A 21463-nucleotide genomic window follows, 5' to 3' on the forward strand; every position below is an offset into this window, starting at 1 on the left:
AGATGAGGGAGATGGGGGGACAAGGGGACAAGGGGACAAGGAGAATAACCATACGCAATGCCCAATGCCCAATGCCCAACTAGACATTTACTGGCTGTTTATTGTCGGCTGATGTGTAACTGTTGCGATCGCTAATTTCAAACTGCGTGATTGATTCTTGACCTGTAATCAATCTTGCTCCGCGATTACGGGTGAAATAGTTCCATGCCCACTGAATGATTACTACTAATTTGTTGTCAAATTCAATTAAGAAGTAGATGTGAATCACTAGCCAAAACAGCCATGCAAAGAAACCTTTCAGCTTGATAAAGCCCAAATCGACTACAGCAGAATTGTGTCCAATCATTGCTAAACTACCATGATCGGTATAAGCAAAGGGTGGCAAATTTTTACCTGCAAGCCGCTGTTGAACTAATGTTGCGACATATTCACCTTCTTGCTTCGCTACAGGTGCAACACCAGGTAGGGGTTTACCATTTTGATGAGAAAAATTTGCTAAGTCGCCAACTACAAAAATATTAGGATGTCCCTTAATACTCAAGTCAGGTTCGACAATAATCCGTCCAGCGCGATCGCACTCAGCACCTGCGTGTTCTGCTAGCACTTTTCCCATTGCTGAAGCTTTCACACCTGCTGCCCATAATACCGTTTTTGAGGCAATTTCTTTAACCTCATCACCTTGTTTGAGGGTAACAATATCATTTTCAATATTCGTTACCAATGTTTTTGTCTGGACAACCACCCCCAAACGCGTCAGGGATGCTTCCGCTTCTTGTGATAACTCTGGTGCAAAGGGTGGCAGAATCCGATCCAGCCCTTCTAATAGCAAAATCTTGGCTTCCGATGTGTCGATGTTGCGGAAATCTTCTTTGAGAGTTTGATTTGCCAATTCTGCGATCGCACCAGCTAACTCTACACCTGTTGGGCCACCACCCACAATTACAAAAGTTAACCAAGCACGGCGTTTTTCTGGATCTGTTTCTTTTTCTGCGGCTTCAAACGCTGTAAAGATCCGGCGACGCATTTCTATAGCATCTTCTACAGTTTTCAAGCCTGGGGCGAATTCTTCCCAGTTATCTTTGCCAAAGTAGGAATGCTTGGCACCTGTGGCGACAATTAACGTATCGTAAGCTATTGCTTCGTCGCCCACAATTACTTCTTGCGCTTCTGGATCAATATTATTCACCTCTCCCAACAGCACTTTCGTATTCTTGCTCTTGCTTAATACAGAACGCAGCGGCGAAGAAATATCCGCAGGAGATAGGGCACCTGTAGCAACTTGGTATAAGAGGGGTTGAAATAGATGAAAGTTACGTTTATCAATCAGAGTAACGTTGACTGCCGCCTTGGCAAGTGTTTTGGCTGCATAAAGTCCACCAAAACCACCGCCAACAATAACTACTTGATGAGGTGGATTATTGTCAAGTAAATTTACCATAAGAAATATTATCCTGTATTCCGACTATTGTAACTATTCTTAACAAATTTGTATCAAACTTGTCATCATATATTTTGTATTGCTCTTTACATTTGATGAATGATTAAAGTAATTAAAACGACAGGAGAAACAGAAATTTTCAACATAGAAGTTCAGACAATAAGAGTTTGGAATCTTTAAATTAATCTTTGCTTATGTAAATTTATCAAAGGTTAATGTAGGATTTATGCAAATTTACTCAGAAGTATTTGATTCTGGTGTTTGTCTCAAACGTGGTGAATGAGTTCGCCGCCAACGGTTAAAGCCATAGACAAGAGCAACAAAAATTAACAAATAGGGACTGTAAACTATTAACCAAATACCCAGCTTGAGTAAGCCAACGGAAAATGAACTAAGGGAGTGGGTGGATTTGTTCCAAGTCTCCTGAACTTGCAAACCAAAGGCAGGTTGTGAAGTGGTGCTAGAAACTGCTGCTGCTAGGTTCAGCGTAATAGTGGAATATGCAACTTGATTTTGTAAGCTTTTTAGTTGGGCATTAATTTGTTCTATCGTTTGTCGGACATTACTTAATTCTTGGGCAACACTGAGGACATCTCTAACAGAACCCGCCCGATCCATAATTTTTTGCAAATTGGCTTCAGTTTTCTGCAAATTTGTTAATCTAGCTTGAAAATCCACTAAGCGATCGCCCACATCTTCGGCAGTGATATTACGACTCTCAACAGTGCCCAATTTAGCTAGTTCTTCCAGGGTAGATTCCAGTCGGTTCTCTGGTAACCGCAATTGTATTGTTGCTGTGTGACGCGGGTTGTCGTTTTTGGGTTGTTGTTGTTTCAACCCGATCAAATCCCCTTGCTGTTTATTGATAATTTGCGAAACAGCATCAACAGTCTGATCTACAGAGTTGACAGTCAAAGAGATTGCTGCCTTTTTAATGAGTTGCGGACGAGAACGAGTTATTGGTGCAGCTTCCGCCTTTTCGGAAATACTGCCTTCATTAGCAGGTGCCATTGCTTGATTTGCTGCGCCATCGGCTGCCATTGGAGGCAAAGCCGGACGACTTGTTGACTGATCCGAAGAGGCACAACTAGTGAAAATCAACCCTCCTAATAACGCACTTACAAATAAAGCAGATGTGCGCGGTAATTTCGTTGAAGCGGACATAATCTACCCCTAGATGGATGAAGTTAACCCCAGTATTGCTGAAGTAAAACTCAAAGCCTGTATTGTTGCGATTTATGTAACAGGGTCAAAGTAATTCGTAATTCGTAATTCGTAATTACTAATGACGCTCTTTACGTTCGCGCAGTATGTTGCAGACAGACGCTGAGACGCTACGCGTAGCTTGCTTCTTTGCGGGAGTACGTGGACTCTTTCTTTGGGCTGCGCTAACGTAATCACGTTATGGATGGGGATTTAGACACACCCGTAACGGCACGACCCATAGAGTCTGAACCTTGGTTTAATTACGAATTACGAATTACGAATTACGAATTTTTAATGGTTGACAGTTCATCTGTGGTTACTCAATTTGAGGTACAATCGTAAGCCTGCCAATAAATGACGATGCTTGCTGACAGGAGATGCTTCTATGGCCCGGATGTACTATGACGAAGATGCCAATTTAGACCTTTTGGCTGGAAAAACTATTGCTATCATCGGCTATGGTTCTCAAGGTCATGCCCACGCTCTCAATCTCAAAGATAGTGGTTTGAATGTGATTGTGGGACTATATCCGGGTAGTAAGTCAGTAGCAAAAGCTGAAGCTGCTGGGTTAACTGTGAAGAATGTTGCAGATGCTGCCAATGCTGCTGATTTCATCATGATTTTGTTACCTGATGAAGTCCAAAAAACGATTTACAAAAACGAGATTGAACCCAATCTACAAGAAGGGAATGTGTTAGCCTTCGCCCACGGTTTCAATATTCACTTTGGGCAAGTTGTACCACCGGCTAACGTAGATGTGGTGATGGTAGCACCAAAAGGGCCAGGGCATTTAGTACGACGGACTTATGAACAGGGTGAAGGCGTACCAGCACTGTTTGCAGTTTATCAAGATGCCAGTGGTCAGGCACGCGATCGCGCGATGGCTTATGCTAGAGGTATCGGTGGTACTCGCGCTGGTGTTCTTGAAACTACTTTCCGCGAAGAAACCGAAACAGATTTATTTGGCGAACAAGCCGTATTGTGCGGTGGTTTGAGTGCTTTAATCAAAGCTGGATTTGAAACTTTGGTAGAAGCTGGCTATCAACCAGAATTGGCTTATTTTGAATGTCTGCATGAAGTCAAGCTGATTGTTGACTTGGTTGTAGAAGGCGGTTTAGCCAAAATGCGCGACAGCATTTCTAACACAGCTGAATATGGCGATTATACCCGTGGCCCGCGGATTGTTACCGAACAAACCAAAGCTGAAATGCAAAAGATTCTCAGCGAAATTCAATCTGGGCAATTTGCACGGGAATTTGTTTTAGAAAACCAAGCTGGTAAACCAGGATTTACCGCCATGCGTCGCAAAGAAGCTGAACACAAAATTGAAGAAGTCGGCAAAGATTTACGCGCTATGTTTAGCTGGTTGAAAAAAGCTTAAGCAAAACAGAAAGTAACCCGTAGGGGCACGGCATGCCGTGCCCCTAAACCTTGCGATATAACGTTGTACCGGATCTGAGTGGGAACCTCTATCCAATTTTTTCTCCCCCTGCTTCCCCTGCTCCCCCTGCCTTCCAAAACGATTGATTATTTTTTTAGTTGGAAGTCCCTTACCACCCCATTGTTCCTGGGCTACCTTTAAATGGCCCGACAATATCAGCAGTAATCCATCCCCCATAAAAATCACCAGGTTGAGACATAACTAGCTCATCATTTACATAGCAAGCATCCATTAAACTAGGGTAAAAAGCATAGTATTCTTGAATCGTTACAAAATCAGGTGTGGGTTCAATATATCGCCAAGCAGCGTTATTTATATACTTATCACCGATGCTGATATCATAATATTGACACTTACCTTTCCATTCACACCAAGTTTTTTTAGGTGTTTCTATTAGATATTCTAGTTTAATATCTTCAGAAGGAAGGTAATAAACCGGAGGATGGCTAGTTTCTAAAACTCTTTTAGCTTTAGTTGTTTCTGCTAAAACAATACCATTACAAATTATCCGAATTGATTTGTTGCTATCTTCTAAGCGAGCCGGACGAGGATAATCCCAAACTGATTCTTGACCGGGTTCTGGTGGGATTCGATTTGGTCGCATTCTCAACAATCTCCTTTCAAATCTTGAACAATTCTAAAACCAGCGTGTTGATAAAAGTAGGGACGAAACCAGTTTCGATAAGTTGGTAATGCCATTGAACCATTAGTAGCCCAAGAACCACCGAGCATCATCTGATGTTTATCATCAAAAAACGGTGCTGCTTGATCTTCGTAAAGCGGATGAGGTTCAAATCCTGGTAGGGCGTTGAATGTGTCCCCCAACCATTCCCAGACGTTTCCTCTAAGATCGGAAAGCCCAGAAGCGGTATTAGCTGGTTTGAACATTCCCACTGGGCTGGGGGAAATGAATTGTAAGTTGAGATTATAGTTAGTTGATAACTGGTTATCCTCAGAGGTAAGTAAGGCTTGATTCCATTCGGCTTCAGTCAGCAAGCGAATGTCTGAGCCTTGAGAACGACAAAATGCGATCGCTTCGTAGTAATTTACTTCTACAGGCCAGTCTAGGGGTAAGTCTATTTCGTCGAATGTGGCTCGATAGCGGTAGCCATCTTGGAAAGGTATCCAGAATTTGGGATGTTGGACGTTGTAGAGTTGCTTCCAATCCCAAGATTCAGCATTCCAGTAGTCTTGATTATTGTAACCACCAGCTTGAACAAATTTCAGATATTCGCCGTTAGTGATTAGATATTGACTAGCTAAAAACGGTTTCACTTCAACAGTGCGATCGCCATATTCGCTATCCCAACCAAATGTAAGATCATCCTTGGGTTTTCCTAGTTTCACCACACCACCTAGAACCCGGCGCATTTCATTATTGGGAATCTTCGCGTTGCTAGGTGCATAATTCCAGCCTTGGGGACGTTTTAAGCGATCGGTAGGCAATTGACGCACCAGCATCGATGAGGTTTCAAAGTGAATCCGACTATGTTCTATTCCCATCAGCAAAGCCCAGAAGGGATGCTGTTGATGAATCGGCAGATCCAGGGGAGTATTTTGAATAACTTTTGCGATCGCCTCTTTTGCCTTGTCTCGATATTGCCAAACTTTTTCGACATCAGGCCAGCTAACCCCTTGCATAGCTGCGTCGAGTTCTGTAGGTGTTTGTGGATCAACTCCGATTTCAAATAGGGTTTCGTATTCTGAATCAATTCCAGCTTTGATTAAACCAACGCGAATTAATTTATTGATGAAAAAAACAGCGGAGTGACCAAGATAAAAAATTATACGGTTTCTTAAAGGATCGGGGTTAAGATAAAAAGTTTCTTCCCCAACCAAACTTTTCATGAGTGTTTCTTCAAGTTCCCAAGAATTCTCAAAGTAGTTGAGTAGGTTTTGTGAACTGCAATCATTGAGTGTGGGGACTTGACTTGATGTCAGTTTATTTATCGTTGGAACTAAAGCCATGATATTTTTGACAGAACATTCATCAGACAAATTACATAAACTACGACTTCTTATAAAAAAAAGTTTTGTTCATCATATTTTGTCTTGTGTCGTTATGATCAGACAATCTGCTCAATTTGTAAATAGATAAAAGGTATAGTTTAAATTAATTGTTTAAATTACTTTAATTACGGCTTGCCAAAATAATATAAATAATGTAGCAACGTTGTTCAACAGGTACAGGCAAGGTTAAAACATTTATTAACTGTCTTATTGCTATCAAGTTAAGATTGCAACTAATTAGAGAAGCATACGGCGATGCCTTCACAGTAGGCATCGCGGATTTTAGATTTTATCTAATCTAAAATCCCAAATCGAGTTACCGATTCACCGCCGCAGCTTCCCGTGCTGCTGCTGCTTGATCTGGGTGGATACCCAAGCGAGTGAGATTAATCCGACCTTTGTTATCAATTTCGCGCACTTTGATAATCACTTCATCGCCCACCGCTACTTCATCTTCAACTTTGCCAACGCGGTAGTCAGCTAGTTGTGAGATGTGGATCATCCCTTCTTTTCCAGGCAGAAATTCCACAAATGCACCTATCGGGATAATCCGAGTAATGCGTCCTGCGTAGACATCCCCTTCGTGTAACTTGCGGGTCATGCCTTGGATAATGTTTCTGGCTCTCTTCGCCTTGTTCTCATCCACAGCGGAAATTGTTACGGTGCCATCATCTTCGATGTCAATTTTTGCACCAGTTTCCTCTGTGATCCCCTTAATCGTCTTGCCTCCAGGCCCAATTACCAGACCAATCATGTCTGAATCAATCTTGATTGTTAACAGACGTGGGGCATAAGCTGAGGTTTCAGTCCGTGGCGTGTCAATGCAGGCGAGCATTTTCTCCAGAATGTGTAACCGGGCTGTTTTAGCTTGGTGAACGGCTTGGGAAATAACCTCCAACGACAAACCGGAGATTTTCATATCCATTTGCAGGGCGGTAATTCCGGTATCTGTACCAGCAACTTTGAAGTCCATGTCGCCCAAAAAGTCTTCAATGCCCTGAATATCGGTGAGGATTCGCACTTCGTCCCCATCCTTAATCAGACCCATTGCCGCACCACTGACGGGTTTGAGAATTGGTACACCAGCATCCATCAGGGCGAGGGTGGAACCGCACACTGAACCCATTGAGGTGGAACCGTTGGAGGAAAGTACTTCCGATACGATGCGAATAACGTAGGGAAATTGTTCTTTTGACGGTAGCACAGGTAGTAGCGCTCGTTCTGCTAATGCCCCGTGACCAATTTCGCGCCTTCCTGGGGCCCGCATTGGCTTGGTTTCCCCAACCGAGAAAGGCGGGAAGTTGTAATGATGCAGATAACGCTTGTGCTGATCTAGCTGCATGTCATCGTTAAGGTTTTGAGCATCCCCAGGTGTACCCAGAGTACAAGTGGATAATACCTGAGTTAGTTCCCGGTTAAATAAACCGCTACCGTGGACTCGCTTTGGTAAGACATCAACTAAACAAGAAATGGGACGCACTTGATCGAGTTTACGACCATCAACGCGGACGTTATCTTCAATGATTTGTCGCCGCATGAAGTGTTTGGTAATATCTTTAAAAGTGTTACCAAGTGCCTTCTTATTTGCAGTTGCGGCAACTCGAATTGGGTCTTCTTCTGGCAGTTCGGTAATCGTCGCGGCAATTTCATCCTTGACGACATCCAAAGCTGCATCGCGTTGGGGTTTGGTGAAGCTAAATTGAGACAGGATTTTCTTAATCTCGCCGCTAGCGCGATCGCGGATATAATTTTCCAGAGTCTGGTCTACTTCTGGTGGTGCTTCTTGCACTATTACCAAACCCAGTTCTGCGATTAAATCTTGCTGTGCTTTGATTAAGTCCCGCACTGCTTCATAACCAAAGTCAATCGCCTCGATAATATCTCGCTCTGGCAACTGATTGGCTCCCGCCTCCACCATGATTACGCCATGTGGTGAACCTGCTACTACCAGATCCAAGTCTCCAGCTTCAGTTTCTGCATAAGTGGGGTTAATAATGAAATCATCTCCCACTAAACCAACCCGCACTGCTGCCATTGGCCCATTAAAAGGAATTTGGGCAATCAGGGTAGCGATTGAAGCGCCTGTAACTGCTAACACATCGGGTGGAACTAACTCGTCCATCGACAGCGTTAAGGCAATAATTTGCAGGTCATCCCGTAGCCATGAAGGGAACAGGGGACGCATGGGGCGGTCTATAAGACGGCTAGTGAGAATTGTTTTTTCTGGTGGACGGCCTTCTCGGCGCATGATCCCTCCGGGAATCCTACCAGCGGCATATAGCCTTTCTTCGTAATCTACTGTGAGTGGAAGAAAATCAATGCCTTCTCTGGCTTGCGATCGCGTAGCCGTCACTAAAACGGATGTATCCCCTGATTCTATCAAAACCGACCCACCAGCCTGGGGAGCTAGTAGGCCTACTTTCAGCCGAATATCCCTTCCATCGAAGGATATTGACTTATCAACTTCTGCCATTCAGTTATTTTTCCTTCTCTTTCGCTATTCTCTTTCTGTGGCAATCCTAACATTTATGCACTATGACTGACTTCTAGTACATACAAAGATAGATAAGTAGTTCAACCTAAAGCACGATACATCATCAGCGCGTCTACCACTTGTTCATCCCCTAGCTTCGCCGCACGCGGAATGCGCCCAATGATCTCAAATCCTAACGACTGCCAAAGTGTAATTGAAGGTATATTAGTTTCAAAGACCAAATTGAACATTACTGCTTCGTAGCCCAGGTTTGTTGCTATTAAGAGCATTGCTTCTCCCATGAACCGCCCGATCCCCTGACCGCGTAACTCAGGTTGTACAATAAAACCAGCGTTGCAAATATGGCAACACCGACCGGGAAAGTTTGGTTTTAAATAAAACGCCCCTAATATTTCTTTTGGCTTGTGTGTATCATCTTGAACAGATGTCCTGACAACAAAGGCATCCTTACTCAACCAGTAAGCTGAAAATTCTGCCTGAGATAGAGGTTGCTTTTGGGGATAAGTTTTACCTTCAACAATTACAACATTGAGTAATGTTCTTACAACCTCCTGTTCTTGAGGATGTATATAATCTAGTTCAACTATTATGCTGCTTTTTAAAACTTGAACAATAGGAAAATCCATTAATTAATAATATTTATGCGAATTGACTGCTGAAATAATTATTATATGCAACGATTGCCGTAAAAATATTTGGAAAGAATCTAAAAAGTAGAATATTGACGATTTAAATTCTTTAATTTTGGGAAAATCTAAGTAGTTAGCAAATGGCGATTTTACACTGTAATTGGTTACTAAAAAATCAAACTGGTAGTTTATTTATTTGGGGAGAAACTTGGCGATCGCCACGAGTGAATTTCGAGTCTAATGGATCTGGAGATATAGCACTACATCCATTGGCAATGACATCGGTTGAGTTGAGCGAGTGGCTGCGATCGCAGAACATGGCAATTACCAACTTCATCCAGCAACCTCAAGTTGCGATGCCTGCGGCGGGCAAAGCCATCGCAACTACTGGGCGAACGCGCAAAGCGGCCAGTGCCACTGAGATCAGTTTACCAACGCACTCTCAAATCATTGCCCTACCAACTTATATAGAAGGTAGTGATAAAGGAACAACAGCGATTTTCCCTGTACATTCTGCCAGCTTGGGGGAGGATACAGACTCCCCGCAATATTTGCAACCGTGGCGAGTTGAAGGTTTTTGTCTCAACGCCAGCAAAGCAGTAAAATTTCTCGCCGCGATTCCCCTAAATGCTGCTAAAGGTGAAGATGCTTTTTTGGGTGGAGATTTACGCTTTTGGTCGCAGATTGCCCGATGGAGTTTAGATTTAATCTCACGTTGTAAGTTTTTACCAACAATTGACCGACAATCAGATGGTGCATTTGCTGCTAAGTGGCGAGTACTTCTAGATAGTGCTGTAGATGGAACCCGCCTAGAAAGATTTTCTGGGAATATACCGTTGGTTTGTCGCACTTATCAAGAGGAAGTGGGGACTGGGGAGGAGTTTCCCCAATCCCTACTTTATGTAGACTTTCCCACAGAACCTCAAGAATTACTTTTGGGATTTCTCAACAGTACGATAGATGCCCAAGTGCGAGAAATGATGGGTTCTCAACCTCCAATGGAAGCTAAGGCGATTGCATCTTTACCGTCTGGGGTGCGACAGTGGTTGCAAGCCTTAACTAGTGCATCTCATATAGTCAATGCAGATGCAATTGAAGTGGAAAGGCTGGAAGCGGCATTGAAGGCTTGGACTATGCCGCTACAATACCAATTAACTCTTAAAAGTCTATTTCGTACCTGTTTTCAACTGCGTTCTCCAGAGTCTGGCGAAACAGATTGGACATTGGCGTATTTTTTGCAAGCGGCTGACAATCCTGAGTTTTTGGTGGATGCGGCAACTATTTGGAACAATCCAGTTGAACGATTGGTTTATGAAAATCGGACAATTGAGCAACCACAGGAAACATTTTTGCGAGGTTTGGGGCTAGCTTCCAGATTATATCCAGCGATCGCACCCAGTTTTGAAACCGAATATCCCCAATTTTCTCGGATCACCCCTATGCAAGCTTATGAGTTTATCAAAGCTGTAGCTTGGAGGTTAGAAGACAGTGGTTTAGGGGTAATTTTGCCTTCCAGTTTAGCGAACCGCGAAGGATGGGCGAACCGTTTGGGTTTGAAAATTACTGCTGAAACCCCAAAGAAAAAGCAGGGGCGTTTAGGGTTGCAGAGTCTACTAAATTTCCAATGGCAATTGGCAATTGGTGGACAAACTATTTCCAAAGCCGAGTTTGATAAACTTGTGGCTTTAAATAGTCCGCTAGTGGAAATTAACGGCGAGTGGGTGGAATTGCGGCCTCAAGACATTAAGACAGCCCAAACTTTTTTTACCACTCGCAAAGATCAAATGGCGCTTTCCCTGGAAGATGCCTTGCGTTTCAGTACAGGGGATACCCAGGTAATTGAAAAATTACCAGTGGTTAGCTTTGAGGCATCTGGGGCATTGCAAGAGTTAATTGGGGCACTAAACAATAATCAAGCGATCGCACCTTTACCGACACCAAAAGGCTTTACAGGGCAGTTGCGACCTTATCAAGAACGTGGTGCTGCTTGGCTATCCTTCTTGGAACGTTGGGGCTTGGGTGCGTGTCTCGCCGACGATATGGGACTCGGTAAATGCGTAGCGAATGATACTTTAGTAAATATAAATGGACTGTTACGCACAGCAGAGACAATCTGGACAACTCACGCTGGAGAAACAGAATTTGACGGCGAAGGATTTTGGGCTAACCCTACAGAGCAATTACTAGTTAATTCCATAGATGAAAAAACTGGCAAAATTGTCCAGGCTAATGTTAGGCGGTTGTATCGGCAGCAAGTCTGCGAGAAATTACGAAAAATTACCTTAGAAGACGGTAATAGTATCACTATCACTCATCGTCACAAGCTGCTAACAAGTAAAGGTTGGACAAATAACTTACAGGTGGGTGATTACGTTTGTGTACCAGGTAAAACGCTTTGGAATGGGCAACCACAAGACCCTGATTTAGTCAAGTTTCTTGCTTGGCAGATTGCTGAAGGGCATGAACTACCCGATGTGGGAAGAATCACAATATCCCAAAAAGACACCAAAGTATTAGAGGATTTACTCCATATTTGCCAACGTATTAAAGAGCGCTATAACCTCAAAATTAACAGCCCTAATATCTCTACCTTCCCTAACAGAGTTGCTTCTCTTCGAGTTAATAGCCAAGCCTATCGGGAATTCTTAGAAGCTAAAGGTTATGTTTGGGGTAAACTATCGGCAGAAAAATCTATTCCGCCCTTCATTATGCAGGCAGACTTGGATAGTGTGCGGATATTTTTACAAAACTATTTTGATGCTGAATCTGCTGTTGTTTTGAGTATGGGAAGTATCGAAATTGCTACAGCCTCAGCTTTACTGATTCAGCAACTTTCGGCACTACTGCGTCGTTTCGGTATTTGGTTGCGAATATCGCCCAAACTGAAGTGTGCCACTAATGGAACTCGTACTTTACGCACTTACTATATTGGTGTAATTGGAGGGAATTCTGCCCGCAGATTTCTCCAAGAAATTGGTTTTAATAACTCAGAGAAACAGAGTAAATTAGAGCAAATTTGTCAACTGGTCAGCAACACAAATATTGAAGGAATTCCTGCTTCTGATATTGTTACTCAAGCAGTCAGAGTAACGGGACTACCGTTGCGGCATTTTGGGATGCACAACACTGTTTATATTAATGGTTCACAGCAATTTTCTAGAGATAGTTTACAGCGAGTAATAGCTGGTATGAGCCGCATGATTAGTGGAGAAGCCCAAGAACAGTATCAGCTACTAAAACCTTCCAAGTGGACAACTCAAACCCTGACAGCATATAGCAACCTAGATGTAGAACTGTTGAGCTTAACAAGACAGTCTTTGCAATGTCTCCTCGACCAAGAGGTATTTTATTGCCGGATAGAATCAATAGAAGAGATAGATTATGATGGATGGGTTTATGACTTTGAAGTTAGCGAACATCATAATTTTGTAGCTAACAATATTATTTGCCATAACACTGTCCAATTCATTGCTTTTCTGCTGCACTTAAAAGAACAGGACGCACTAGAAAATCCTACACTGCTAGTTTGTCCAACTTCGGTTTTAGGTAACTGGGAAAGGGAAGTCAATAAATTTGCACCAAGTCTGAAAATTTTGCAATATCACGGTGACAAACGTCCAAAAGGAAAAGCGTTTTTAGAATCAGTGAAAAAGCACGATTTAATCGTTACCAGCTACTCACTTCTTCATCGAGATATCAAGTCATTGCAAAGTGTATCTTGGCAGATAATAGTTTTAGATGAAGCCCAGAATGTGAAAAATCCAGAGGCGAAGCAGTCAAAAGCAGTGCGGGAATTAGAAGCAACATTTCGCATTGCATTGACGGGGACACCCGTAGAAAATAGACTGCAAGAACTCTGGTCTATTTTGGATTTTCTCAATCCTGGCTATTTAGGCAATAAGCAATTTTTTCAGCGGCGGTTTGCCATGCCAATTGAAAAGTATGGTGATACGGCTTCTTTGACTCAATTACGCTCATTAGTTCAACCATTTATACTGCGGCGATTGAAAAGCGATCGCGACATCATTCAAGATTTACCAGATAAGCAAGAAATGACCGTATTTTGCGGTCTAACTGGTGAACAAGCTGCACTTTATCAACAAGTTGTAGAACAATCTTTAGTAGAGATAGAATCTGCGGAAGGATTGCAACGTCGGGGGATGATTTTGGCTTTGCTAATCAAACTCAAACAAATCTGCAATCACCCAGCCCAATATTTGAAACAGGCGACATTAGAGCAACATAATTCAGCCAAACTTCTGCGGCTAGAAGAAATGTTAGAAGAAGTCTTAGCAGAAGGCGATAGAGCTTTAATATTCACACAATTTGCTGAGTGGGGTAAGTTACTTAAACCCTATTTAGAAAAACAGCTAGGGCGAGAAATATTCTTTTTATATGGTAGCACCAGTAAAAAACAACGAGAGGAAATGATCGACCGTTTTCAACATGACCCTCAAGGGCCGCCAATTATGATTCTTTCTCTGAAAGCGGGTGGAGTCGGACTGAATTTAACACGAGCAAATCATGTATTCCACTTTGATAGATGGTGGAACCCAGCCGTGGAAAATCAAGCCACAGATAGAGTATTTCGGATTGGTCAAACCCGGAATGTACAAGTACATAAATTTGTTTGCACAGGCACTTTAGAAGAAAAAATTCATGACATGATTGAGAGTAAAAAACAACTAGCTGAACAAGTTGTAGGTGCTGGTGAAGAATGGTTGACTGAACTGGATACAGATCAACTTCGTAACTTACTAATACTCGATCGCAGTGCAGTAATTGACGATGATGCAGAATAAGTTCGTAGTAAGGACTTTAGTCCTTAATTTGAGCGCTAAAGCACTCACTACAAACTTCACAAAATTAATGGGACAGACCAGTAGATTAAATATGCGATATTGAAAAATATCACTACTTCTTCTTTACCCTGTGCCATCATGTCGAATCACTTTGCCCACGGTTATGCATTGTTAATTGGGGTTGGCAGAACAGCCGAATCTCGATATTCATTGCCTGTCACAGTTAAAGATGTACAAGCCCTGAAAACAGTGTTAACCGATCCAAACTTGTGTGCCTATCTGGATGATTCCGAACATATTCGCTTATTGCAGAATGAACAGACAACGCGCAGCGCAATTTTAGATAGATTAACGTGGTTAAAGGAAAAGGCTGCTGATAAAGATGCAACAATTGTAGTTTTTTACTCTGGTCATGGGTGCTTTGACTTATCAAGTCAATCTTATTATTTACTTCAACATGATTTCAAATCCACAGATATTGCTAACACCGCCCTATCTGCCCAAGAATTTACTCAAGCTTTGCGGCAGATTCAAGCAAAGCGGTTGTGGGTGGTAATTGATAGTTGTCATGCAGAAGGTATGGCTACTTCTAAAGGCGAACTACCTGCTGATTTTATCGCTACGGCATTGCCCAAGGGCGTAGTCGATGCCTTGAAGCAGGGCGAAGGACGGGCGGTGTTTACGTCCTCCAGAGGCAATCAGGTTTCTTGGATACGTCCTGATGGAACTATGAGTCTCTATACTTATCATCTAATTGAGGCATTGCGGGGAGCGGCTAATCAACCAGGGGATTCCAAAGTTATGCTCTCAAATCTGATTAATCATTTGGGTAAAACCGTTCCAGAGAGCGCCAGAACCCAACGTCAGGCAGAACAGACTCCGTTTTTTGATACGGCAATGGAAGATTTTCCTATTGCCATGCTGCGGGGAGGGAAAGGACTGCCAAACTCAACCCCAGTCGCAGATTTGCCTAGAGTGATGAGCAATCAAGAGGTTGTAACACCTGCATTGGCAATGGCACGTCGTTCATTAGCAATTTTAGAAGAGCAGGCTGCTGGATTTGGTAAGCTGCAAATGCCAGGTCATCTGAGAATTGAGCTAGAAGAAAAACGTCAAGAAGTGGCAAATCTTGAAGCTAGACTGCAAAAATCAGAGTAAGTAATTCCCACAAGCTGCTATGGAAGATCAAACAAACCTCGAACAAATGCTTTCTACCGCCCGTATGATACTGACGGTGTTGGAACAGCAGGCGGCAGGCTATACCAACTTGACTATTCCGGCTCATCTGAAGGTGCAACTAGACGAGAAACGCCAGGAAGTTACTAGCCTAGAGGCGCGATTAAGCCAATTACAGGGAAAGCGCTCAGAAAATTTGCCCGATAACCTGCCCCGCTATAACGATGTGTTTGTGGGACGAAAACAAGAAATCGCCCGTTGTTTGGACGCACTTTCACCAGAGGAACGCGGTTGGGGTGTGACGATCGATGGTATTGGTGGTATGGGCAAAACGGCGTTAGCGCTGGAGGTAGCACACTTAGCCCGTAAGCAAGCCTTGTTTGATGCCTACCTGTTTGTTTCTGCCAAGACTACTAGGCTTTCAACTGAAGGAGTCCGGCAAGAAACCCTTGCCCTGTCTTCTCTCGATAGCTTCTGCCGGGAATTTGCCAAGGAGTTAAAACAGACAGACATTGTGAAAATGACTGATGCCACAGAACGCCGCCGCGCCCTTCTCGATGCCCTGCGAGGACGGCGTACCCTGTTGATTTGGGACAACTTGGAAACTCTGAATGCAGAAGAACGCGATATGATTGCCGAGTTTTTGCGGAAACTGCCCACCCCCAACAAAGCGATAATCACCAGCCGCCGCCGCACTGGGGAAAGCGCTGTCACCATCCGCTTAGATCGTCTCTTAGAGGCAGAAGCTTTGGAATTAATGACAGAGAAGGGAAGATCGCACCCTCGTCTAGCCCAGGAACTAAACGCCACAAAGCCAGAGATATTGACCTCTTTATATGAAGCGTCTGGTGGCAACCCCCTAGCGCTAGATTGGACATTGGGACAGGTGGCACACAAAGGCTACTCCATCAGTGATGCCCTAGAGCGGTTGCGTAATGCCGCCAAATCTCCCGATCTCTACGGGTTTCTGTTTGCCGATGCCGCCGAAACTCTCTCTGCAAATGATCGCACTGTGTTATGTGCCCTGGTTGTATTCCTGATACCAGCAAAAATCACAGTACTGGTAGATGCTACGGATTTAGCCATCACCGAGATCCAAGTTTCTTTAGAGCGTTTGGTAACTCTATCTTTGGTAAATGACTTGGATGGAGAAAGGTTTGGACTGCACCCCCTCACTCGCACATATATCTTGGCAGCTGTGGACGGAACAGATACCGTTGGGACTGCACCGCTAAATGGAATTCGGTTTGACTCTGCTGCACAACGCAAAGTTCTGCACTACTGGGTAAACTTTGCCCAGAAGTACGGAGGTGAGGGCAAAGATGTCTATCAAACCCATGACAAGCTGGAAACCGAGTGGCAGAATCTAGAAGGCGTGGCGACAACCTTGTGGGAGATGGCAGGTATCCCCGGTACGCTGAAAGACCAACAAGCTGCCCAAATGCTCATAGATTTGGAAAACGCTTTGTCTAGCTTCCTCCGGTTTCGAGGCTACTGGGATGAGGCGGTACGCTTGGCTGAGTGGCGATATCAGGCAGGAAAGGCGCTGAGTCAGTGGAGCGATGCTGGTTGGGGTGCATATCATGTTGCCTGGATTCACTGCAATCGTACCAATACTGATAGAGCAGCCAGTTGGGCGGCTTACATGGCGGAGGTCATAGAGCGTGGTGGTAACCGTAGGGATAAGGCTTTTGCAACCCGTTTGCAAGGACAGATTGCATACCAACGCCAAGACTGGGCAAAGGCTGAGTGCTTGTATCATGAGGCATTAGTAATTTACCAAGAGTTAGAGAAGGAAGAAGATGAGGCGCTCGCCTTCTATGATCTGGGAGTAATTGCGCGATCGCAGGCAGACTATGATCGCGCCGAATCTTACTACAAGCAGGCATTAGCGATAGAAGAAAAACTAGGAAATAAAGAAAGACAAGCAATGTATTGCGGCAGCTTGGGAAATCTAGCCCTTGACCGCAACCGCCAAGCAGCCCATCCCTGGTTTGAGCGTCAGTTAGCCCTGGCGGAGGAAGTAGGACGGCAAGACTTGGTAGCTTTTGCTCAATCGGGGCTAGCGCAAATTCTGGAGGAGGAGGGACACTATACAGAGGCGCTACCCTTGGCACTGGCTGCCCTGGAAATCCAAGAGCGCCTGCGCGCTCGGAACTTGAATTGGGCGCGTAAATTAGTTGAGCGGTTGCGCCACAAGGCAGGGATGGAATAATTCGTAATTCGTAATTAATTCAAGGTTTTACCCCCCTGTGTAGTCCCAAAGTTCCATTTTTTAAGCGTATATTTGCAAAACTGATATGCTCTCTACGATAACGCTATAGTCTGAGGTAACTGTCACAAAACCATATCAACCCATCCATTCCATAATTTGGAATTTTAAATTAATTATGACTAATTACACATTACAAGCAAGCCGGGAATGGTGGTCACAACAATGGCTAGATTTGCTAGATTCCTATCGTTTTAAAAAGCGTTTAGAACGTGCGAGAAACTATGCTCGTCAAGGAAACGTTTTAAGCATCGAATTTAAAGGTGCAAAAGTATTGGCTAGAGTGCAAGGTAGTGAAATCGAACCCTATAAAGTTTCCCTTTCCCTTGAGCCATTTACCGATGAACAGTGGGGTTATGTAATTGAAACCATGTCCCAAAGAGCAATTTTTGCTGCCAAGTTACTAGCAGGAGAAATGCCACAAAATATAGAAGAAGTGTTCACGGCTAATGGCCTTTCGATATTTCCATTTACCCTTGGTGATGTCCAGAGTAAATGCTCTTGTCCTGATAAAGCAAATCCCTGTAAACACATTGGTGCCTTGTATTATCAGTTAGGCGATCGCTTCAGTGAAGACCCCTTTGTACTCTTTCAATTGCGTGGACGTACCAAAGAGCAAATTATCAGCGATTTGCGACAGTTACGTAGTGCCAAGATTCAACCTAATACCACAGAAACGCCCGAAATTCAACAGTCAATTCCTAATAACAAATACTCCGTAAAAATTGATTCTTTCTGGCAATACAATGAGCCACTAGAGTCATCATTAGTAGTGATTGCGCCGTCCACTAATGAGATGGTATTAGATGTATTAGGAGCAATTCCCCTAGCGAAGGAAGAGGAAAATGTAGTCAATTCAACTTCGAGTGATGTGGTAATGAAGTATTTGAATACAGTTTACAGAGATGTGAGCCAGAAGGCTTTTTTAGCAGCAATGAATGTGGGAGGAAGCTAATACTAATTCGTAATTCGTAATTAGGTTAACTGGGTAGTTCACCCTTGCCGCCTTTTCTCACCCATTCGCGTACCGCCTGACGAATTGCCCGTCTGCCATCTGCCCGATTTTGCTCAATGAGTTTTGGCAGATATCGAATTTCTAAAGTAGGAAACACTAGACTGTTCTCTGACTCGACATATTCCCCATTTTGCAGGAGATAAATCTTGATTTCACCGGAGTCATAACACCAGAGTTCTGGTGCTCCCAGGCGGGCATAAATGGGAAAACGATCTAAAGATTTACTAGTAACATCAATTTCCAGTGCCAAATCAGGCGGTGGATCTTGTCTCAAGTCTAGATCCAATCTACCCCGAATCGCAGCTTCATTCTGGAAATAGAAGCAATTATCTGATTCTACCCCTGCCATTCGGCTTTCTCGCTTCCAAGTAGTCGAGCCATAACTTTCATAGTCTAAATCCAACACATCAGCGATTTCTTTGACCAAATCGCCTATTACCTCTTTGTAATGTTCGTGTTCAGGTAAAGGTGTCATAATTTCCAAAGTAGTGCGATCGTAAGCTAACCTTGCTGCCCGATGCTCTCCTAAGTCTTTTAGAAGATTTTCAAACTGTTGCCAGCTAATGTCGTAAAGCATTACTCGGTCTGCTCGATTCTTGGCGACTGTCATTGTTATGACCTCCAGAATGTTTTATTGTCCAAACTCCAGCCTAGCCTGTTCTACCAAATTCGCTGTCACAATCTCTTGTCCTGCTTCACGAGCTAGCTGTTCAATTCTGGCTTTAGCTTGAGAGCGGACAAAAAAGGGAATATTTTGTAACTTTTCTTTAGCTTCAGATGTCCATCGCAAAGCATCAATAAAATCGGAATCGCTCATAGTATTAATTACCTTCGTAAGTCACTCACTTTATTCAATAGATTACTAATTTTCTTATAAAAAAAGCCCTTGCTTTTATGCAAGAGCCTCTAATTATTTAATTGTCAGTGATGAAATAAACTTTACAACCTAATCTAGGTCGTCCATGAACATCACTGGCTCAGTTTCACGGTTAATTCCTTTCTCAAAACCACCAGCCGCAGCCCGTGCGCGACCAGCGTGCCACAAGTGACCAACTAGGAAGAAGAATCCTAGTACGAAGTGAGAAGTCGCCAACCAAGCGCGAGGAGATACGTAGTTGAAGGAGTTAATCTCGGTAGCCACACCACCCACGGAGTTCAAAGAACCCAGAGGAGCGTGGGTCATGTATTCAGCGGCGCGACGAGCTTGCCAAGGTTGAATATCATTCTTGATTTTTTCCAGGTCAAGACCATTGGGACCACGTAGAGGCTCCAACCAAGGGCCACGGAAATCCCAGAAACGCATGGTTTCACCACCAAAGATGATTTCACCAGTTGGAGAGCGCATCAGGTATTTACCTAGACCAGTGGGGCCTTGAGCAGAACCGACGTTAGCACCCAAGCGTTGGTCACGAATCAAGAAGGTCAAAGCTTGAGCTTGAGAAGCTTCTGGACCGGTAGGGCCGTAGAATTCGCTTGGGTAAACAGTGTTGTTAAACCAAACATAGATTGAGGCAATGAAGCCCATCAACGACAGAGCGCCCAAGCTGTAGGAGAGGTAAGCCTCACCAGACCAGATGGATGCACGACGTGACCAAGCAAAAGGCTTAGTAAGAATGTGGAAAATACCGCCAGCAATACAGATGAAGGCAATCCAAATGTGACCACCGACGACATCTTCCAAGTTATCGACGCTAACAATCCAGCCTTCGCCACCGAAGGGAGACTTGAGTACATAGCCGAAGATAACCGCTGGGTTCAATGTCGGATTGGTAATAACACGAACGTCACCACCGCCTGGTGCCCAGGTGTCATACAAACCACCAAAGAACATTGCCTTTAGCACCAACAGCAAGGCACCGCATCCCAAAATAATCAGGTGGAACCCGATGATGTTGGTCATCTTGTTCTTGTCTTTCCAGTCGTAACCAAAGAAAGAAGAGTATTCTTCTAAGGTTTCTGGACCACGAACGGCATGATAAATACCGCCAAAGCCAAGGACGGCTGAAGAAATTAGGTGGAGTACACCGACAACAAAGTAAGGGAAGGTGTCGATAACTTCACCACCAGCACCAACGCCCCAACCTTGAGTGGCAAGGTGAGGTAACAGGATCAAGCCCTGCTCGTACATGGGCTTTTCAGGAATGAAGTGAGCGACTTCAAACAAGGTCATCGCTCCAGCCCAGAATACAATCAAACCAGCGTGGGCAACGTGAGCACCCAGTAGTTTGCCAGATAGATTAATTAAACGCGCGTTACCAGACCACCAGGCAAAGCCAGTGGATTCTTGGTCGCGTCCAGTGCCGCCTAAGATACTTGGTCTATTAGAGAGCGTTACCACGTGGTAATACCTCCTCAGGGAATACAAATTGTTCGTGGGGTTGATCTTGAGGAGCCATCCAAGCGCGGATACCCTCGTTCAGCAAAATGTTTTTGGTATAGAAGGTTTCAAACTCAGGGTCTTCCGCCGCCCGCAATTCTTGGGAGACGAAATCATAAGCCCGCAGGTTGAGTGCTAAACCGACGATGCCGACGGCGCTCATCCACAAGCCTGTGACTGGCACGAACAACATAAAGAAGTGCAACCAGCGCTTGTTAGAGAAAGCAATCCCGAAAATCTGTGACCAGAAACGGTTTGCCGTCACCATTGAGTAGGTTTCTTCAGACTGGGTAGGATTGAAGGCGCGGAAGGTGTTAGCACCATCACCGTCTTCAAACAAGGTATTTTCGACTGTGGCACCGTGAATGGCACACAAGAGAGCACCACCCAATACACCCGCAACACCCATCATGTGGAAGGGGTTGAGTGTCCAGTTGTGGAAGCCTTGCAGGAATAGCAGGAACCGGAAAATTGCTGCCACACCAAAGCTGGGTGCAAAGAACCAGCTTGATTGTCCCAAGGGGTACATCAGGAATACGCTGACGAATACCGCAATCGGAGCGGAGAAGGCCAGGGCGTTGTAAGGACGGATACCTACTAGAC

Annotated in this window: 14 protein-coding genes and 1 pseudogene; 5 read left to right on the forward strand and 10 right to left on the reverse strand. The window is 44.1% G+C overall.

The window, feature by feature from the left end; translation table 11 throughout:
- Positions 1-79: 79 nt before the first annotated feature.
- Together F8R90_RS12935 and F8R90_RS12940 are read right to left on the reverse strand one after the other, a co-directional pair.
- Complete coding sequence (locus tag F8R90_RS12935) at positions 80-1438, reverse strand: NAD(P)/FAD-dependent oxidoreductase (protein WP_196511077.1); 1359 nt, start codon at positions 1436-1438, stop codon at positions 80-82.
- 234 nt (positions 1439-1672) lie between these two features.
- Positions 1673-2602, reverse strand: a complete 930-nt coding sequence (locus F8R90_RS12940) for a DUF4349 domain-containing protein (RefSeq protein WP_196511078.1) — start codon at positions 2600-2602, stop codon at positions 1673-1675.
- Between the two features lie 427 nt (positions 2603-3029).
- On the opposite strand from F8R90_RS12940, the gene ilvC reads away from it, so the two are divergent.
- Positions 3030-4025: a ketol-acid reductoisomerase gene (ilvC, locus tag F8R90_RS12945; RefSeq protein ID WP_196511079.1), complete on the forward strand. Its 996-nt coding sequence runs from the start codon at positions 3030-3032 to the stop codon at positions 4023-4025.
- 169 nt (positions 4026-4194) lie between these two features.
- On the opposite strand, the gene F8R90_RS12950 is transcribed toward ilvC, so the two are convergent.
- The 4 genes from F8R90_RS12950 to F8R90_RS12965 all read right to left on the reverse strand — a co-directional run bounded on the left by F8R90_RS12950 (position 4195) and on the right by F8R90_RS12965 (position 9215).
- Positions 4195-4689, reverse strand: a complete 495-nt coding sequence (locus F8R90_RS12950; RefSeq protein ID WP_196511080.1) for a DUF427 domain-containing protein — start codon at positions 4687-4689, stop codon at positions 4195-4197.
- A 2-nt stretch (positions 4690-4691) separates the two neighbouring features.
- On the reverse strand, positions 4692-6053 hold the full coding sequence (gene ovoA, locus F8R90_RS12955; RefSeq protein ID WP_196511081.1) for a 5-histidylcysteine sulfoxide synthase: 1362 nt from the start codon (positions 6051-6053) through the stop codon (positions 4692-4694).
- Between the two features lie 358 nt (positions 6054-6411).
- Complete coding sequence (locus F8R90_RS12960; RefSeq protein WP_196511082.1) at positions 6412-8568, reverse strand: polyribonucleotide nucleotidyltransferase; 2157 nt, start codon at positions 8566-8568, stop codon at positions 6412-6414.
- 101 nt (positions 8569-8669) lie between these two features.
- Entirely contained in the window at positions 8670-9215 is a 546-nt protein-coding gene (locus F8R90_RS12965; RefSeq protein WP_196511083.1) for a GNAT family N-acetyltransferase, read from the reverse strand.
- A 143-nt stretch (positions 9216-9358) separates the two neighbouring features.
- Here F8R90_RS12965 and F8R90_RS12970 point away from each other — a divergent pair, with 143 nt between their 5' ends.
- The 4 genes from F8R90_RS12970 (at position 9359) to F8R90_RS12985 (ending at position 18423) form a co-directional block, all read left to right on the forward strand.
- Positions 9359-14020 (forward strand): SNF2-related protein, encoded by a 4662-nt coding sequence (locus tag F8R90_RS12970; protein ID WP_196511084.1) that lies wholly within the window; start codon positions 9359-9361, stop codon positions 14018-14020.
- Between the two features lie 138 nt (positions 14021-14158).
- Positions 14159-15178 carry a caspase family protein gene (locus tag F8R90_RS32835; protein WP_230966289.1) on the forward strand — a complete coding sequence of 340 codons (1020 nt, stop codon included), beginning with the start codon at positions 14159-14161 and terminating at the stop codon, positions 15176-15178.
- A gap of 19 nt (positions 15179-15197) precedes the next feature.
- Positions 15198-17411 carry a tetratricopeptide repeat protein gene (locus F8R90_RS12980; RefSeq protein WP_196511085.1) on the forward strand — a complete coding sequence of 738 codons (2214 nt, stop codon included), beginning with the start codon at positions 15198-15200 and terminating at the stop codon, positions 17409-17411.
- Positions 17412-17586: 175 nt separating this feature from the next.
- Positions 17587-18423: an SWIM zinc finger family protein gene (locus F8R90_RS12985; protein ID WP_196511086.1), complete on the forward strand. Its 837-nt coding sequence runs from the start codon at positions 17587-17589 to the stop codon at positions 18421-18423.
- A gap of 25 nt (positions 18424-18448) precedes the next feature.
- Here F8R90_RS12985 and F8R90_RS12990 read toward each other — a convergent pair whose 3' ends face one another.
- From F8R90_RS12990 to F8R90_RS13005, 4 genes and pseudogenes are all read right to left on the reverse strand, one after another.
- Positions 18449-19093: a Uma2 family endonuclease gene (locus tag F8R90_RS12990; RefSeq protein WP_196511087.1), complete on the reverse strand. Its 645-nt coding sequence runs from the start codon at positions 19091-19093 to the stop codon at positions 18449-18451.
- 21 nt (positions 19094-19114) lie between these two features.
- A complete protein-coding gene (locus F8R90_RS12995; RefSeq protein WP_196511088.1) occupies positions 19115-19300 on the reverse strand; it encodes a PCP reductase family protein in 186 nt (61 codons plus the stop codon).
- A 129-nt stretch (positions 19301-19429) separates the two neighbouring features.
- Positions 19430-20821, reverse strand: coding sequence for a photosystem II reaction center protein CP43 (psbC, locus tag F8R90_RS13000; RefSeq protein ID WP_196511089.1), 1392 nt, complete (start codon positions 20819-20821; stop codon positions 19430-19432).
- A pseudogene (locus tag F8R90_RS13005) lies at positions 20805-21463 on the reverse strand (photosystem II D2 protein (photosystem q(a) protein)); the annotation flags it as partial. The gene psbC and the pseudogene F8R90_RS13005, both read right to left, overlap by 17 nt.

The organism is Nostoc sp. NZL (assembly GCF_015714705.1).
Lineage (GTDB): Bacteria > Cyanobacteriota > Cyanobacteriia > Cyanobacteriales > Nostocaceae > Nostoc > Nostoc foliaceum_A.